Genomic DNA, 15,705 nt, shown 5'->3' on the forward strand with positions numbered 1-15,705 from the left:
TTCGTAATAATTCAACTAAATGAATTACTGCTTGGTCACTCTAAGACTTGATATTTTTTGCCACCGAAGTGGCTGATATCGTCTTGTGAGTGCCCACACAGATTGTCTGATAAATTGTTAAAGAGCATGCCGCGGTTCGCAAGGAATCTTATGCGGCGCGGGAGGCGTATATTACGTTTTCCCGCTGAAGAGTCAAGAGATTATTCATTCGAACATTCTTCTTTTTCTCTTCCTAGCCAGGCGACTTGTCAGTCGTTGTTCCCGGTCAGTGGAGGCGCATTATAGGGAGTTCTCAGAAGCCCGCAACCCCTAAAATACAAATAATTTACTGACCGCTGAATCTTTCATCAAATGCCGTTTAAAGCGGCAATTCCTGGATACTTCTGAAGCCATATGCTTGTAAAACAGGCAGCAAACTTTGCGCTTCTGCAGTCATCGCCATGCAATAAGCGACACACTCTATTTCCACATCGGCTTTTTTTACCGGGACCGGCACATGAGAAGTCTCAATTAGCCAATGCGCGCGCCTCGCAATCGCAGAACCCGAGTCGATCATACGCGTGCCATCGGGCAAAACCTGTGACAGCTCCTGCGAAAGCAACGGGAAATGGGTGCAACCTAACACCACCGTGTCGGGCGGTTCACGTAAACGCAGCCACGGATGCAGGATTTTCTTTATTGCGACTAACGAAACCTCTTCGCCATGCAGCTTCGCTTCTGCCAGTTCCACCAGTTCCGCAGAACCCAGCATCAGAATCTGACAATCCGTCGCAAAGCGAGCAACCAGGTCATGAGTATAAGGACGCTGAACTGTCGCACGAGTCGCCAGCAATCCGACCACGCCATTACGGGTTAATTTAGCCGCAGGTTTGATGGCGGGGACAACCCCGACAACAGGGCAACTGAATTTAGCGCGTAATGCAGGAAGGGAAACGGTACTCGCGGTATTACAGGCGATGACAATAACAGAGAGGGGATGACGTTTTGCGACAGCGCTGACAATTTCAACCACACGCTCAACGATAAACGCTTCGGATTTCTCCCCGTAGGGGAACGCCACATTATCGAAGGCATATATATAGTGCAGGTCCGGCAACATTTGCCGGACCTCATCATAAACCGATAACCCGCCGACGCCGGAATCGAAAACCAGCACTGTCGGGCGATCAGGCACTTGGGTTGTATCAGAAGGTATAGCTTCCAGTAAGGTTGTACTCACGTCCTGGTGTTTCGTAGCCATAAACCGTCTCGTAATCTTTATCAAAGAGGTTGGCAATTCTACCACGAACCGTGAGATGTGACGTTACCGGATATGACACCGCAAGATCCCAAAGACTCACGCCTCCCAGACGTACATTTTCACTGGTGTTGTAATTCTTATCGTATCGTTCACCCAAATACTGATAATTGAGCGACCAGTCAAAATCAGCGACTGTCCAGTCGAGCTGATATTTCGCCTGCTGTTTAGCGCGGCGTAATAAAATCTCGTTGGTTTCAGCATTGCGGGGATCTAAATATTCCAGTGTGACCTGATGCCTCAACGGGCCAGTATCGAAAGATCCGGTCCATTCAACCCCCTTGATTGTTGCCTTATCGACATTGTAATAACCGGATTGCTGATTGTCGTAACTGATCATCTGATCGATGTCATTACGATAAGCGGACAAACGCCAGTTTAATGGCCCGGTCAGGCCTTCCAGCCCACCTTCCCATTCTTTACTTTCTTCAGGCTTAAGATCGGCATTACCGCCAAAACTGCCATATAGCTGCCCCAGATTGGGCGCTTTAAAGGCTGTCCCGTAAGACGCAATCAAACGATAGCCGTCAATAAACTCCCAGGCAGCACTACTTTGCCAGGTACCATGTGAACCAAACTGTGAGTTATCGTCATTACGCACTGCGCCTTCAAAAGTGAAATCGCTCACTTTTTGCTGAGCTGTCGCGTATACACCCGTGTTTCGTTGGGTGTAGCCATCGGTAATATAATTGGTGCCTGGCTGAGTGCTGAGTTTCTGCCAGTCAGCGCCAGCGCTGAGGGTCCCCTGCCCTACCTGGAAAGTATTCCCCCATTGCAGGTTGTATTGATCCGAATCGTCCAGCGTTGCAGAAGCGGAATACGGACCGTATTTCGGGTCATAATTATAGTCTTTAGTATTGCTGTAGCTTCCGCTGATTTGCGTCGAATAGATCCCTTGCTGGAAGCGCAACCCGGTATCGTAAGTCCGGCTGTATAACTGGCGCGTGTCAGGCAACGCATCACTGTGTGCCGGGTCTGCGTAACTGTATGTTCCGTCATAGGCCGTGCGGTTATCAAAACCGTATGCGCGGGCAAAACCGCTGAACTGATCATTGAACTGATGCTCAAGACCTGCCCAGAGTGTCTTACTCATGAAGCCATCACGATCGGGCTGACGCGGATCACCGTAAGTATCCGGCAGATTCGCCACCACATCGGTCCCTTTTGTATAGGTATAGTTCCCCGCCAGCGTCAGAACCGTATTCTCACCGAGTTTCTGCTGCGTTGAGCCATCATAAGTCTGATAGCCATTTGAGCCGATACCGGCTGTCAAAGTCGTGCCTAATTTATCGCGCGTGGTAATGATGTTAACCACGCCACCAATGGCATCGGAACCATAAACTGCGGAGCGTGGGCCACGAATAAACTCAATCCGCTGAACAAGAGAAATAGGGATCTGACTGATATCCACCGCGCCGGAAATACCCGCCTGGTTAAGACGCACGCCATCCATCAGCACTAATGTGTGACTGGCATTCGTTCCGCGAACGAATAATGAAGTCTGCTGGCCCATTCCGCCGTTCTGAGCAATATCCACGCCTGGTAAACGACGCAATACATCAGCTACGGATTTGGACTGCCATCTGTCAATATCTTCACGCGTGACGATATCCGTCGGCGCTAATACAGAAGAAACAGGTTGTGGAAAACGGTTGGCAGTAACGACCATGTCATCGCTGCTGTTTGTGGAAGTGTTGTCCTGCGCCCACCCTGAAAAAGCCGTGACGGATAATGCCGTCAGCAGCACATGCTTTTTAATTGTCATAAATCGAGCATCCAAACTTAATTGGCGGATGCCGCAGAGGATCACCGACGGTATTTCGCGACGACGATGATTAATGCGACGTAACATCGGCAGGTCTTCGGACTTAGGATTTGCAGGCTAATTAATTACATCGTAATCAATTAAAATATCCGCACCGGGCGATGACTTCCCATTTCCTCTTCCCTCTTGCCTTTATATAAAAAGGGAAAGAGAAAAAAGAAACAGTGTCTGCATAATAAAGAATGCTATCGCCGTGATTTCCCCATACCGCTGCGCGCCAGTTCCGGATTCACACCGGATTCCCTTTTAACTCAGTCAATGAGGCCGAAACGCAATCCTACGATCAACCCATTTGGAAATCCAGACATCCGTAATGTCGGATGAACTTTCCTGATATAAATACAACAAAGGTAGACATAGGGGAGACTTTCCCTACAATCCCCCGCAAAGTTTGCCCATTTACTTCCTGTTAGACGAGATAACCGATGACGCCTGAAAACCTGCCCATTGAACAATACGACGACCAGCTGGCGGAAAAGACCGCACGTCTCACGGCGATGATGTCGCCTTTTAATGCGCCGCAGCCTGACGTTTTCCGTTCTCCTGTCAGCCATTACCGTATGCGCGCCGAGTTCCGCGTCTGGCATGATGAAGGCGATTTGTACCACATCATGTTCAATCAGCAGACCAAAGCCCGCGTGCGTGTGGATCAGTTCCCGATCGCCAGCAAATTGATTAACCGTCTGATGCCAGTGCTTATCGCGGCCATCAGGCAGGATCCGGCATTGCGCCGCAAGATTTTTCAGATCGACTATTTATCGACCCGCAGCGGCAAAATCATCGCCTCGCTGCTTTACCACCGTAAGCTTGATGACGAATGGCAGCAGGCTGCAAGTACTCTGCGCGACCACCTGCGCGCCGAGGGATTTGATATCCATCTGATTGGCCGTGCCGCCAAAACCAAAATCATGCTCGACCAGGATTATGTCGACGAGGTCCTTCCGGTGGCTGGCCGCGATATGATTTATCGTCAGGTGGAAAACAGTTTCACCCAGCCAAACGCTGAGATGAATATTCAGATGCTGGAATGGGCGCTGAAGGCCACGGAAAACTCGACCGGCGATTTGCTTGAGCTTTACTGCGGTAATGGCAACTTCTCGCTGGCTCTGGCGCGTAACTTCCGCCGCGTGCTGGCAACAGAAATCGCCAAGCCTTCCGTGGCTGCGGCACAATTCAACATTGCAGCTAACCAGATTGATAATGTGCAAATTATCCGCATGGCGGCTGAAGATTTTACCCAGGCGCTCAATGGGGTGCGCGAATTCCGTCGTCTGCAGGAGGTGGATTTAAGCGGATATGAATGCAACACGATTTTTGTCGATCCGCCACGCAGCGGACTGGATGACGAAACCGTGAAAATGGTCGCGGGCTACGAACGTATTCTTTATATCTCCTGCAATCCGGAAACACTGTGTGCAAATCTGGAAACGCTGAGCAAAACGCACCGCGTCACGCGTCTGGCGTTGTTTGATCAGTTCCCGTACACCCACCATATGGAATCGGGTGTTCTGCTGGAAAAATTCTGACGGCGAATACAAAAAACGGGCACCTTCTGAGTGCCCGTTTTTATATCATTCCGTTATCCACAATATTATAAATAAACACGCATATATTCTGACAGACACAGGATAGCCATCGCCTGCCCGTAAGGCATTGAGGTCAGCGCGATTTCACGATAAAAATCGAGATCGTTACCCATCGCCGTACCGAATGACGTTTGCGTCAGTTCCCCTGCGGGATTGATGTGCTTAATTACGCCCTGAATGGCTTTTTCCGCTACCGGCGCATATGACGCGTCAATGTAGCGTTTACGCACGGCTTTCAGAATGCCGTAGGCGAAACCGGCAGTCGCTGAGCTTTCAAGATAAGACTGCGGGTCATCAAGCAGCGTATGCCACAAACCGCTATCGTCCTGACATTTTGCCAGCGCACTGACCTGACTTTCCAGCACCTGCAATAAATAGCGGCGGGTGGCGTTGTTTTCCGGCAAATCCACCAGTTCAAGAAATTCCGGGATAGCAATCGTCAGCCAGCTGTTACCCCGCGCCCAGCGGGCCTGAGCAAAGTTATGATGGCCGTCAAATGTCCAGCCGTGGAACCACAGACCAGTCTCGCGATCCATGAGATATTGCACGTGCATCAGGAACTGATACGTCGCTTCTTCGACAAACTCCGGGCGACCCAGCAATGTACCGATTTTCGCCAGCGGCAGCACGCTCATCATCAGCGTGTCGTCCCACATTTGCTGATGATTTTCGTTATTATAAACAATGTGCTGCATCGCACCTTTGTCTGTGCGCGGCATTTCGTACATTACCCATTCAGCCCAGCGCTCCAGATAAGGACGCCATGCCGCATTACCGGTTTCCTCGTAGCGATACGCCAGCGTCAGGAACGGGCTCATGGTATTAACGTTCTTGGTCGGTGTACCTTCCGCCAGACGCGCAGTAAACCAGTCATCTATCACCGCACGCATTTTTTCGTCGCCGGTCTGTTGATAATACTGATAAATTCCATAAAGCCCGATGCCGTGCGTCCATTCCCAGCCCGCCCAGCCTTTGGTATCAATCACGCGGCCATCGTCCAACCGCAGCAGGAACTCACCGGTTTTATCTTCGATATTCACCAGATTGTTGGTCACGTTGTGGATCAGCGATTTCAATTCCCCGCGAGAAATGAAATGTTCCGGCTGCCGCAGCAAAGCACTGTGTTTAACTTCAAAAACTTTCATGGGGTTCTCCTGTGAACTCAAAATTTATAAACGTCCCTGGACCGGCATTTCGGCAGTATTTTCACGGGTAAGCTTTTCAGGGGGCGGGTTATTGCGATGCAGATAACCGATGTTGTTATTACCCCACAGCGATTCATATTTCATCCCCGTCAGCATTTCGACCGTAGCGCGGTCTTCCGGCGTAATTTGCTCCGGCACGATACGGTTAGCATCACGCATTTTCTGCGTTTCGCGGGTCAGCACGCCGTGTGTTTTCTGGTTAAGACGGAAGAACAGAGAGATGGTGAAACCGATACTGAGCATCAGCAGGGAACCCACCACCAACACGCCAAGGATAGTATGACCGACTGCCGGAACCTGCTGGCTTTGTCCGGAAACAAACCCGGCCAGTTGTAAGATAATACCCACCAGCATCACCGCACCGGCCTGTGACGCCTTACGGGTCAGTGTCATCACGCCGGCGAAAATCCCTTCGCGGCGCTGGCCGGTGATAGTTTCATCAACGTCAGCGATATAGGTGTAAATGTTCCACGGCACGTAGTTGATCCCCCCACGGCCCAGACCGGCCAGCGCGGAAATTAACAACAATAATGACATCGAGTCATTCATGCCTGCGTAATAGAGTAAGCCGTAAGAGATAGCGGCCAGCCCGAACAGAGAAACAGCCAGACGATAAGAAGGCGCAGGGCCAAAGCGGATACACAGTGGGATCATGCCGATCACCGCCACAAATTGCAGGATGGCCATCATGCCCATAAGGTTGGAGGCCGTGGCAGCACTTTGCATCAGCACGAACACCACGTAATAGGTGAACACGGCGTTAAACACGTCCTGCGCGATATACCCGCCCAGATATAACCCCAGATGCTGACGGAAAATTTTGATGCGAAGCGTCGAGGATAATTCGACTTTCAGGCGTTTCAGGCTTTGCGCCAGGGTCAGTTGCTGACGTTCGCGCTCAATTTTCTTCGTGGCTTCAGATTTGAGCTCTTCCGGTCTTTCCCAGGTAAAGAAATACACCAGCGTCAGAACGAATGCGCAGATTACGGCAAAGACCAGGCTCGAATAGAAGAAGGAGATGGCGTTATCTTTACCAAAATGCTGCAACAGAATACCCGGCAGGAAGGCCGCCAGAATCGCTGACAACTGTGCCAAAGCAATACGGGCGCCGGAGAATTTAGTTTTCTGTTTGAAATCATCGGTCATTTCCGGCACCAATGTTTCATACGGCACCAGAATCATCGTGTAAACAATATCAAACAGCAGATAGGTCAGCAGATAATAGGCATATCCCATATCGCCCACCCACATGAAGCTGTAGCTGAACACGCAGGGAATGCCTAACAGGATGAAGAATTTGCGGCGACCAAATCGCTTACCGAGCCAGGTATTGCCGAAGTTATCGGTGAGATACCCCATCAGCGGACTCAGCACAGCATCAGCGACGCGTGCGGTGGCAAAAATAAATGTCGCTTCGATGGGCGAGAGCCCGCAGAACGTGGTGTAAAAATAGAGCAGCCACGCTGCGGTCAGGGCTGTCGTCCCCGCCCCCAGAAAATCGCCTGACCCGTAGGCGATGTAATTAAAGAATCCGATTTTACGTGTTTTCATTGCCGTGTTGCCTCTGTTAAATCACCTATAGGCGTAGGCGGAATGCGAACGAAAATATTTCGTCCGGCCATGATTCAAATTAACGGGGAGCAGGAATGAAAACCTTTTGGTTTTTGCCACTCAAGCGAACTTTATGGCAAAAAAATGAAGAAGTGGGCGATCAATCTCTAAATATTGAACATCGGTTTGATATTAATGAAATGACAGTTCATTAACTGGCGGGAAATAATAAAAGGCAATCCGCAGATTGCCTCGTTGGGTTATCAGAAAGGGACTACTGCGAGGAAGACTTACGTTTTTTAAGCTTCAGACCTATCCAGAAGATCAGCGCCACACAAATCACCGACGGCACGAAGTTCGAGCCCAGTTCAGGGTATTCCGCGCGCACAATGGTGCTGTACAGCAACAGCCCCAGCAGAAAGCAAGCCGCGGCTAAAACCGGTAACCCTTTCGGCATTTCACTGCGGTGGTAACGAACGTGCAGGCAATACACCGCTAACACCAGAGAAATGATCGGGAAGATCGAAAACGTTACGACAGAACTGAATAACGCATCGAAAGTGCCATTAATCGACAGCCCGGCAATCAAAGCCAAAACCAGAGTGCCATTATCCTGGTTCGGTTGTTCGGTCATTTTCTTTACCTCTGGTCATATTATTGAGGGGGAGTCACGGCCGTCCGTTCCTGCTGACGGCGATACCAGTAATATGCGCCTTTGGAAATCATCCGCAGCTGCAATACCAGCCGCTCTTCCAGCTGGCGGCGCTGTGCAATATCCACATCCAGCGCTTCCGCACCGGCGTTAAAAACGATGATAACCATCGCCTCAGCCTGCGCTTCGGTAAAACTGCGCGGCATATGATTTTCGAGTTGCAGATAATCGGCAAGTTCCGCAATAAAATGCTGAATTTCGCGGGCGACGGCGGCACGAAACGCCGATGACGTACCGGAGCGTTCACGCAACAACAGACGAAATGCGTTGGGATTGTTACCGATGAATTCCATAAATGTGGAGACTGAGGTGCGGATCACGCTGCCACCTTTCGCAATGCGCTGGCGTGCCTGGCGCATCAGCTGACGCAGCATCAGCCCGCTTTCATCAACCATTGTCAGGCCCAGTTCATCCACATCGCGAAAATGCCGGTAAAAGGAGGTTGGCGCGATGCCTGCCTCGCGGGAAACCTCACGCAGACTCAGACTCGCAAAGCTGCGCTCGGCACTGAGCTGGCTGAAAGCCGCCTCAATCAGTGAACGACGCGTGCGCTCTTTTTGTTGTGCTCTTACGCCCATAACCTTCATCCGGATAGTATTCTTCTTTTTGATTATTCGCCTGATATCGCTTCACTATATCAAAATTTTTAGTGGTCGGAGCCAAAGATACAACAGCATAAAGTGGGTCAGAATGTTGCTGCATTACCATTAAATGACAACTGCATGTGGGGTAAATAGGTGTAATATGTTACTTTCTCGTTGTGATTTTGTATAAAAATAGGTTTCGAACTATGCCACAGCACTCACATTTTGATGCCATCATCATTGGCTCAGGTCCTGGCGGAGAAGGCGCTGCCATGGGACTGGTTAAACAAGGCGCCCGGGTTGCTGTCATCGAACGCTATAACAATGTCGGTGGCGGATGTACTCACTGGGGAACCATCCCTTCCAAAGCATTGCGCCACGCCGTCAGCAGAATCATCGAATTTAACCAAAACCCGCTCTACAGCGATAACTCCCGCACAATGAGCTCCACTTTCCCGGACATCCTGCGTCACGCCGATTCAGTGATTAATCAGCAAACACGTATGCGCCAGGGTTTCTATGAGAGAAACCAATGCCAGCTGTTCTCGGGTGATGCCAGTTTTGTGGATGCCAATACCATCAGTATCCGCTACGCCGATAACACACACGAAGTGATTACCGCAGATAACATTGTGATTGCCTGCGGCTCGCGCCCGTACCGGCCTGCCAATGTCGATTTTGGTCATCCGCGCATTTACGACAGCGATTTGATCCTCGAACTGAGCCATGAACCACGCCACGTGATTATTTACGGCGCGGGGGTGATCGGCTGCGAATATGCGTCAATCTTCCGCGGTCTGAACGTCAAAGTAGACTTAATCAATACCCGTGACCGCCTGCTGTCTTTCCTCGATCAGGAAATGTCAGATGCGCTGTCCTATCACTTCTGGAATAACGGTGTGGTCATCCGCCACAACGAAGAGTTCGAGATGATCGAAGGCGTGGAAGACGGTGTGATCATGCACCTCAAATCCGGTAAAAAAGTGAAGGCTGATGCGCTGCTGTATGCCAACGGACGCACGGGTAACACCGATAAACTGGGTCTGGAGAATATTGGTCTGGAAGCTGACAGCCGCGGGCTGCTGAAAGTGAACAGCATGTATCAGACTGCGCTGTCACATATTTATGCGGTAGGTGACGTCATTGGCTATCCAAGTCTGGCATCAGCGGCTTATGATCAGGGCCGGATTGCCGCGCAGGCCATGATTCAGGGCGAAGCGAAAGTCCACCTTATCGAAAACATTCCGACCGGTATTTATACCATCCCTGAAATCAGTTCCGTGGGTAAAACCGAGCAGGAACTGACGGCGATGAAAGTGCCATACGAAGTGGGCCGCGCACAGTTTAAACATCTGGCACGCGCACAAATTGCGGGTATGAACGTGGGCAGCCTGAAGCTCCTGTTCCACCGGGATACCAAAGAAATTCTGGGGATTCACTGCTTTGGTGAACGTGCGGCCGAGATTATTCACATCGGCCAGGCGATTATGGAACAGAAAGGTGAAGGTAATACTATCGAGTATTTCGTTAATACCACCTTCAACTATCCGACCATGGCAGAAGCCTATCGCGTTGCGGCACTGAACGGATTAAACCGCCTTTTTTAACACCGCAGTTCGGTCCATGTAAGGCTGCATGTGCTCTTTGATGGCTTCCGCAAGTTGCTCGTAACGCCCGCGCAGTGGCGAACCGGGACGATATACCAGCGCGATTGTGCGTCGCGGTTCCGGTTTGTCACACGTCAGATACGTCACTCCGTCACGGCTGCGCTCATTGGGCACAGCCAGGGATGGCAGCAAGGTAATCCCGCTGCCCGCCGCCACCATATTACGCAGCGTTTCCAGACTGGTTGCCCGGAAATGGGTATCTTCATCCGCCCCCGCCTGGAAGCAGAAACCGAGTGCCTGATCACGCAGGCAATGCCCGTCTTCCAGCATCAGTAATTTTTCACCCGCCAGATCGGCCATCGCCACACGATCGCGCGATGCCCACGGATGATCATCGTAGATCGCCAGCCTCATCGGCTCATCAAACAACGGCACTTCAATAAACGCTTCGCTCTCTTTTACCAGCGCCAGAATCGCACAGTCGAGTTTTCCACTGTCAAGCTGAGACAGTAACTGATGGGTTTGCGCCTCATGCAGATACATTTCCAGTTTCGGGAAGGTTTTATGCAGCGAGGGGATAATCTGAGGCAGCAGATAAGGCCCGACTGTCGGGATCAGGCCGATATGCATCGGGCCGGACATCGCTTCGCCTTGTTGGCTCGCCATCTCTTTCAGAACTTTCACTTCACGCAACACCGTGCGCGCCTGATCCACCAGCAACAAACCGGCTTGCGTAAACAGCACTTTGCGGCTGGTTCTTTCAAGCAACATAACGCCAAGTTCATCTTCCAGTTTACGTATCTGACCACTTAATGTCGGCTGGCTGACATGGCATGAATCTGCTGCGCGTCGAAAATGACGAAACTCAGCCAGTGCCACCAGATACTCTAGATCACGAATGTTCATTTTTCCTCCAGTCCCTAAAAGGCAATGCGATAGTCGTTAACGATAGATAAGATAGCAATCAACGATTATATCTATCAACTACTATCGTGAATAATGCTTTCCAACAAGGCAGAAATGCCGAAAAAACTTTCTATTTTATTGATTAATTAAGAGGTTATTCATGTTTGCAAGCCAGGAAGGTAGACACGTACCGCACGTTACTTTTCACACCCGACAGGGCGATCAATGGGTAGATCTCTCCAGCGACAATCTGTTTAAAAATAAAACAGTGATCGTATTTTCATTGCCGGGTGCATTCACCCCGACCTGTTCTTCGAGTCACCTGCCACGTTACAACGAACTGGCTCCGGTGTTTAAAAACCACGGCGTCGACAGCATCCTGTGCGTTTCCGTGAATGACACCTTCGTGATGAACGCCTGGAAAGCCGAACAGAACGCCTCCAACATCACTTTCATCCCGGACGGTAACGGTGAATTCACCAAAGGGATGGACATGCTGGTAGAGAAAGCGGATTTAGGCTTCGGCCCGCGTTCATGGCGTTATTCCATGCTGGTACGCAACGGTGTCGTCGAGAAAATGTTCGTTGAGCCAAATAAGCCAGGCGACCCGTTTGAAGTGTCTGATGCTGACACCATGCTCAAGTATCTGGCACCAGAATTTAAAGTGCAGGAATCCGTGTCCGTATTCACCAAACCGGGCTGTCCGTTCTGTGCGAAAGCCAAACAAATGTTGCAGGAACGCGGCATTCAGTATGAAGAAATTGTATTAGGTAAAGACGCGACCACCGTCAGCCTGCGCGCCGTGACGGGCCGGGCAACAGTGCCGCAAGTCTTTATCGGTGGACGCCACATCGGGGGAAGTGACGATCTGGAGGTTTACCTCCATTCAGAAACACAAGACGTGTGCGAAGTGGCACAGTAAGCGTCAATAAGGATCTGCTGTAAGAAGTAAGGCAAGAAATCCCTGCATTACCGACAAAAAAGCAAAGTAAGACTACGTGAATTTTCGGCGGATCTATGATCCGCCTTTTTTATTTACGCTAAACGCGCCTTCGCATCAGCAATCGCCTGTGCAACCTGCTGCGGAGAAACACCGCCTTTAGCGGCTCGTTTGTCGAGACAAGATTGCAGTTCGAGAATGGCGTAAACATCGTCGCCAATCACGCTGCTGAATTTCTGCAAATCTGCCAGCGGTAATTCTTCCAGCGCTTTGCCCTGATTAATCGCTTCCACTACCGCTTCACCCACAATATGGTGCGCCTCACGGAACGGAACACCCTTGGCAACCAGATAATCTGCCAGTTCGGTGGAGTTAGCATAGCCCTGTTGCGCGGCTTCTTTTGCCCTTGGGCGTTTTACCTGAATACCATCCAGCACCAGCGATGCCATGTTCAGACAATCCATCCAGGTATCGAGTGCGTCGAACAGCCCTTCTTTATCTTCCTGCATGTCTTTGTTGTACGCCAGCGGAAGACCCTTCATCGTCATCATCATACCGGTAAGCGCGCCCTGCACACGACCACACTTACCACGGATCAGCTCCAGTGCATCCGGATTCTTCTTCTGTGGCATCAGGGAAGAGCCGGAGGTGACACGATCGGACAAATCGATAAACGCCGCTTCACCGGTATTGAAGAAAATCAGGTCTTCTGCAAAACGTGAAAGGTGAACCATGCTGATGGCCGCGTTGGAAAGCAGCTCCAGAACATGGTCACGATCAGAAACACTGTCGAGGCTGTTACGTGTCGCAGAAGCGAAACCTAACCAGCCAGCCAGTTGTTCGCGATCCATCGGATAGGCAGTACCGGCCAGTGCGCCACAGCCCAGCGGACTGACGTCCAGACGAGCCAGCGTGTCTTTCAGGCGGCTTTCGTCACGCGCCAGCATTTCAACATACGCCATGCACCAGTGCGCAAACGTCACCGGCTGGGCGCGTTGCAGATGGGTGTAACCCGGCATCACGGCGTCCTGATTAGCTTCGGCCGTGGCGACCAGCGCCTGCTGCAAATGATGCAGCGCCTCACGCAGTTCAACCACCTGTGTTTTACACCACAGTTTGATGTCAGTCGCGACCTGATCGTTACGGCTGCGGCCGGTGTGCAATTTCTTACCGAGATTGCCAACTTTGTCGATCAGTTTGCCTTCAACCCAGCTATGAATATCTTCGGCATCACTGGCTAAAATAGCGCGGGGATTGGCACGGACTTCTTCCAGCAACACAGTCAATGCGTCTTCCAGCTGAAGCTGTTCGTCAGCGGTTAATACATTCACAGTCACCAGCGCTTTGGACCAGGCTACCGAGCCCACAATATCCTGCTCCGCCAGCCGGTAATCGAAACGCAGTGAGTCATTCAGTTCTTTAAACCGCTGATCTGCTGCCTGAGTAAAACGTCCGCCCCAAAGTGCCATTTTCCTGCTCCTGAAATTTTTTATGCAAAAGGGCGCAATATGGCTGCGCCCTGACAAAAGTGTGTACCGAATGCGCGTCAGATTTAAACCTGCCGGGAGGTGAATTACCCCAGAATGCGTGTTCCGATCGCAACGCCATTAAACAGTGCGGGTAATTGCTCAGCGTGACGCCAGCTGGCGATATCCACAGGACGTCCGAGAGAACGTGCAGCGTCCAGCGCAGCGTTAACTTTGACGATCATGCCATCGGTGATAATACCCTGCCCGATAAGCTGTTCGGCTTTCTCTGCACTCATTTCCGGAATACGCTGGCCTTTGCCATCAAGAATTCCGCTGACATCAGACAGCAGGATCAGATCCGCGCCCAGCGTGGCCGCCAGTGCAGTTGCTGCCTGATCGGCGTTAACATTCATCAGCTCACCGGTTGCGGTGATGCCAATAGAACTGACAATCGGCAGGTAGCCTGCGCCATGCAATGTGTTAATCAGCGCCGGATCACCCGCTTCGGCTTTACCGACGAAGCCCAGTGATGCATCCAGTTGCGTAACGCTGACGGTGCCGCCGTCAGCCAGAGACAGGCCAACCGCGTTGATGTGATTTTTGACCGCCCACGCCAACAGAGTTTTGTTCGCGCTGCCGGCGAGTGCACCCGTGATAATGTCAATCTGATCAGCCGGTGTCACGCGCAGACCGGCTTTTTTCACGACAGGCAGATTCAGCTTTTTCATCAGCTCGTCAACCAGGCAGCCACCACCATGAACAATAACCAGCGGGCGGTGATATTCCTGGCGATAAGCCACTATTGCCATGAACAGCCGCTCAAGTGCTTCTTCATTGTCCAGCAACACACCACCTAACTTGATGACTAACGGATTCATAGCTGTTCGCGCCCCGACCGGTTGAGAATGTTAATTAATAACAATACGTTTAATTTAATCTAACACCCCTGCGCGTCTGAATAAACGCTCAGGGGCGGTTGTTTTCTGTTTACAGTCAATCTGACGGCTGGTTAAAGCAATGATTGTGTTTCCGGGAAGCCGAAACGGATATTCATGCACTGAACTGCCTGAGCAGACGCGCCTTTGAGCACGTTATCTTCCGTCGCTACCACAATCAGATGTTCACCTTTCACCGCAAAACCGATATCGCAGAATGGCAGACCGACCACATCTTTCAGCGCCGGGACGCCTTTGGTGTACAAACGCACCAGCGGTTTATCGTGATACGCATTATGGAAGGCTTCCGCCACGTCCTGCTCCGTCACACCCGCGTTCAGACGGCAGGTGATAGTCGCCAGAATACCGCGCGGAAAATTGCCCAAATGCGGCGTGAAAATCACCGGCACGCCAAGATGTTCGGCAATTTCTGGCTGATGACGGTGGCTGAAGAGTTTGTAAGGCTGAAGACTGACTTCGCAGAAACTGTTGCCGAGTGTCGCTTTACGGCCAGCGCCGCTGACACCGCTGGTGGCATTGATGACCGGCCACTGGCTGTCATTAAGCAAACCATTGTCGATAAGGGGTTTGAGCGCCAGCTGTGACGCGGTCGGGTAACAGCCCGGAACAGCAATCAGCTGTGCGTCTTTTAATTTGTCAGCCTGCCATTCGGCCAGACCGTATACAGCCTGATCGAGCAGTTCGAGATGCTGATGCTCAAAGCCGTAGAATTCAGTGTAAAACTCAGGTTTGCTGACGCGGAAAGCACCGGACAGGTCAAACACCACGCAGCCAGCCGCCAGAAACTGTGGCGCTAAATCGTGGCTGACTTCATGCGCTGTCGCCAGAAAAACAACATCGACACCTTTCGCTGCTTCAGCCACATCAGTCAGAGGCAAAACAGGCAAATCGACGATGCCTTTTAATTGAGGATGCAAATCAGAAAGTAATTTTCCTGCATCTGCACTTTGCGCTGAAACCGTTAAACCGGTTATGTTCATCTGTGGGTGGCGATTCAGGTAAGCAGCGAGTTCAGCTCCGGCATAACCTGTGGCACCAACAATCAGCGTATTCAACATAGGGCTTGT

The 15,705-nt window shown here is 51.2% G+C and carries 13 protein-coding genes and 1 riboswitch; of the genes, 3 read left to right on the forward strand and 10 right to left on the reverse strand.

The window, feature by feature from the left end; translation table 11 throughout:
• Nucleotides 1-358 precede the first annotated feature (358 nt).
• Nucleotides 359-1,240 (reverse strand): glutamate racemase, encoded by an 882-nt coding sequence (gene murI / locus EVX52_RS22655; protein ID WP_129955347.1) that lies wholly within the window; start codon nucleotides 1,238-1,240, stop codon nucleotides 359-361.
• A complete protein-coding gene (btuB, locus tag EVX52_RS22660) occupies nucleotides 1,185-3,062 on the reverse strand; it encodes a TonB-dependent vitamin B12 receptor BtuB (RefSeq protein ID WP_129992178.1) in 1,878 nt (625 codons plus the stop codon). The genes murI and btuB overlap by 56 nt, the downstream gene beginning before the upstream one ends.
• 70 nt (nucleotides 3,063-3,132) lie before the next feature.
• A riboswitch (cobalamin riboswitch) is annotated at nucleotides 3,133-3,406 on the reverse strand.
• Nucleotides 3,407-3,547: 141 nt separating this feature from the next.
• On the opposite strand from btuB, the gene trmA reads away from it, so the two are divergent.
• Nucleotides 3,548-4,648 (forward strand): tRNA (uridine(54)-C5)-methyltransferase TrmA, encoded by a 1,101-nt coding sequence (gene trmA, locus EVX52_RS22665; protein ID WP_129992179.1) that lies wholly within the window; start codon nucleotides 3,548-3,550, stop codon nucleotides 4,646-4,648.
• A 65-nt stretch (nucleotides 4,649-4,713) separates the two neighbouring features.
• Here the strand turns inward: trmA and EVX52_RS22670 are convergent, their stop codons facing one another.
• The 4 genes from EVX52_RS22670 to fabR all read right to left on the reverse strand — a co-directional run bounded on the left by EVX52_RS22670 (nucleotide 4,714) and on the right by fabR (nucleotide 8,754).
• Nucleotides 4,714-5,853: a glycoside hydrolase family 105 protein gene (locus EVX52_RS22670; protein WP_129955342.1), complete on the reverse strand. Its 1,140-nt coding sequence runs from the start codon at nucleotides 5,851-5,853 to the stop codon at nucleotides 4,714-4,716.
• 24 nt (nucleotides 5,854-5,877) lie between these two features.
• The gene (locus tag EVX52_RS22675) at nucleotides 5,878-7,464 is read right to left on the reverse strand and encodes an MFS transporter (protein ID WP_129955340.1); all 1,587 of its coding nucleotides are present in this window, start codon (nucleotides 7,462-7,464) and stop codon (nucleotides 5,878-5,880) included.
• Nucleotides 7,465-7,738: 274 nt separating this feature from the next.
• The gene (locus EVX52_RS22680; RefSeq protein WP_129955338.1) at nucleotides 7,739-8,098 is read right to left on the reverse strand and encodes a YijD family membrane protein; all 360 of its coding nucleotides are present in this window, start codon (nucleotides 8,096-8,098) and stop codon (nucleotides 7,739-7,741) included.
• A 20-nt stretch (nucleotides 8,099-8,118) separates the two neighbouring features.
• A complete protein-coding gene (fabR, locus tag EVX52_RS22685; RefSeq protein ID WP_165383770.1) occupies nucleotides 8,119-8,754 on the reverse strand; it encodes an HTH-type transcriptional repressor FabR in 636 nt (211 codons plus the stop codon).
• A 212-nt stretch (nucleotides 8,755-8,966) separates the two neighbouring features.
• On the opposite strand from fabR, the gene sthA reads away from it, so the two are divergent.
• Complete coding sequence (gene sthA / locus EVX52_RS22690; RefSeq protein ID WP_015699169.1) at nucleotides 8,967-10,367, forward strand: Si-specific NAD(P)(+) transhydrogenase; 1,401 nt, start codon at nucleotides 8,967-8,969, stop codon at nucleotides 10,365-10,367.
• Here sthA and oxyR read toward each other — a convergent pair.
• Nucleotides 10,350-11,273 carry a DNA-binding transcriptional regulator OxyR gene (oxyR, locus tag EVX52_RS22695; RefSeq protein ID WP_129955334.1) on the reverse strand — a complete coding sequence of 308 codons (924 nt, stop codon included), beginning with the start codon at nucleotides 11,271-11,273 and terminating at the stop codon, nucleotides 10,350-10,352. The genes sthA and oxyR overlap by 18 nt on opposite strands.
• Before the next feature lie 160 nt (nucleotides 11,274-11,433).
• Between oxyR and EVX52_RS22700 the strand changes: the two genes are divergently transcribed.
• Entirely contained in the window at nucleotides 11,434-12,195 is a 762-nt protein-coding gene (locus EVX52_RS22700) for a glutathione peroxidase (RefSeq protein ID WP_129955332.1), read from the forward strand.
• A 113-nt stretch (nucleotides 12,196-12,308) separates the two neighbouring features.
• Here EVX52_RS22700 and argH read toward each other — a convergent pair whose 3' ends face one another.
• The 3 genes from argH to argC all read right to left on the reverse strand — a co-directional run bounded on the left by argH (nucleotide 12,309) and on the right by argC (nucleotide 15,696).
• Nucleotides 12,309-13,682 carry an argininosuccinate lyase gene (gene argH, locus EVX52_RS22705; RefSeq protein WP_129955330.1) on the reverse strand — a complete coding sequence of 458 codons (1,374 nt, stop codon included), beginning with the start codon at nucleotides 13,680-13,682 and terminating at the stop codon, nucleotides 12,309-12,311.
• 104 nt (nucleotides 13,683-13,786) lie between these two features.
• Nucleotides 13,787-14,560 carry an acetylglutamate kinase gene (argB, locus tag EVX52_RS22710; RefSeq protein ID WP_129955328.1) on the reverse strand — a complete coding sequence of 258 codons (774 nt, stop codon included), beginning with the start codon at nucleotides 14,558-14,560 and terminating at the stop codon, nucleotides 13,787-13,789.
• Between the two features lie 131 nt (nucleotides 14,561-14,691).
• On the reverse strand, nucleotides 14,692-15,696 hold the full coding sequence (argC, locus tag EVX52_RS22715; RefSeq protein ID WP_129955326.1) for an N-acetyl-gamma-glutamyl-phosphate reductase: 1,005 nt from the start codon (nucleotides 15,694-15,696) through the stop codon (nucleotides 14,692-14,694).
• Nucleotides 15,697-15,705 lie beyond the last annotated feature (9 nt).

The sequence above is a fragment of the Rahnella sp. CFA14(1/10) genome, assembly GCF_004195095.1.
Classification (GTDB): domain Bacteria; phylum Pseudomonadota; class Gammaproteobacteria; order Enterobacterales; family Enterobacteriaceae; genus Rahnella; species Rahnella perminowiae.

What these genes read in the sequence shown, in the direction of transcription:
- murI (WP_129955347.1), bottom strand. Translation starts at nt 1,240, where the DNA reads ATGGCTACGAAACACCAGGACGTGAGTACAACCTTACTGGAAGCTATA.
- btuB (WP_129992178.1), bottom strand. Translation starts at nt 3,062, where the DNA reads ATGACAATTAAAAAGCATGTGCTGCTGACGGCATTATCCGTCACGGCT.
- trmA (WP_129992179.1), top strand. Translation starts at nt 3,548, where the DNA reads ATGACGCCTGAAAACCTGCCCATTGAACAATACGACGACCAGCTGGCG.
- EVX52_RS22670 (WP_129955342.1), bottom strand. Translation starts at nt 5,853, where the DNA reads ATGAAAGTTTTTGAAGTTAAACACAGTGCTTTGCTGCGGCAGCCGGAA.
- EVX52_RS22675 (WP_129955340.1), bottom strand. Translation starts at nt 7,464, where the DNA reads ATGAAAACACGTAAAATCGGATTCTTTAATTACATCGCCTACGGGTCA.
- EVX52_RS22680 (WP_129955338.1), bottom strand. Translation starts at nt 8,098, where the DNA reads ATGACCGAACAACCGAACCAGGATAATGGCACTCTGGTTTTGGCTTTG.
- fabR (WP_165383770.1), bottom strand. Translation starts at nt 8,754, where the DNA reads ATGGGCGTAAGAGCACAACAAAAAGAGCGCACGCGTCGTTCACTGATT.
- sthA (WP_015699169.1), top strand. Translation starts at nt 8,967, where the DNA reads ATGCCACAGCACTCACATTTTGATGCCATCATCATTGGCTCAGGTCCT.
- oxyR (WP_129955334.1), bottom strand. Translation starts at nt 11,273, where the DNA reads ATGAACATTCGTGATCTAGAGTATCTGGTGGCACTGGCTGAGTTTCGT.
- EVX52_RS22700 (WP_129955332.1), top strand. Translation starts at nt 11,434, where the DNA reads ATGTTTGCAAGCCAGGAAGGTAGACACGTACCGCACGTTACTTTTCAC.
- argH (WP_129955330.1), bottom strand. Translation starts at nt 13,682, where the DNA reads ATGGCACTTTGGGGCGGACGTTTTACTCAGGCAGCAGATCAGCGGTTT.
- argB (WP_129955328.1), bottom strand. Translation starts at nt 14,560, where the DNA reads ATGAATCCGTTAGTCATCAAGTTAGGTGGTGTGTTGCTGGACAATGAA.
- argC (WP_129955326.1), bottom strand. Translation starts at nt 15,696, where the DNA reads ATGTTGAATACGCTGATTGTTGGTGCCACAGGTTATGCCGGAGCTGAA.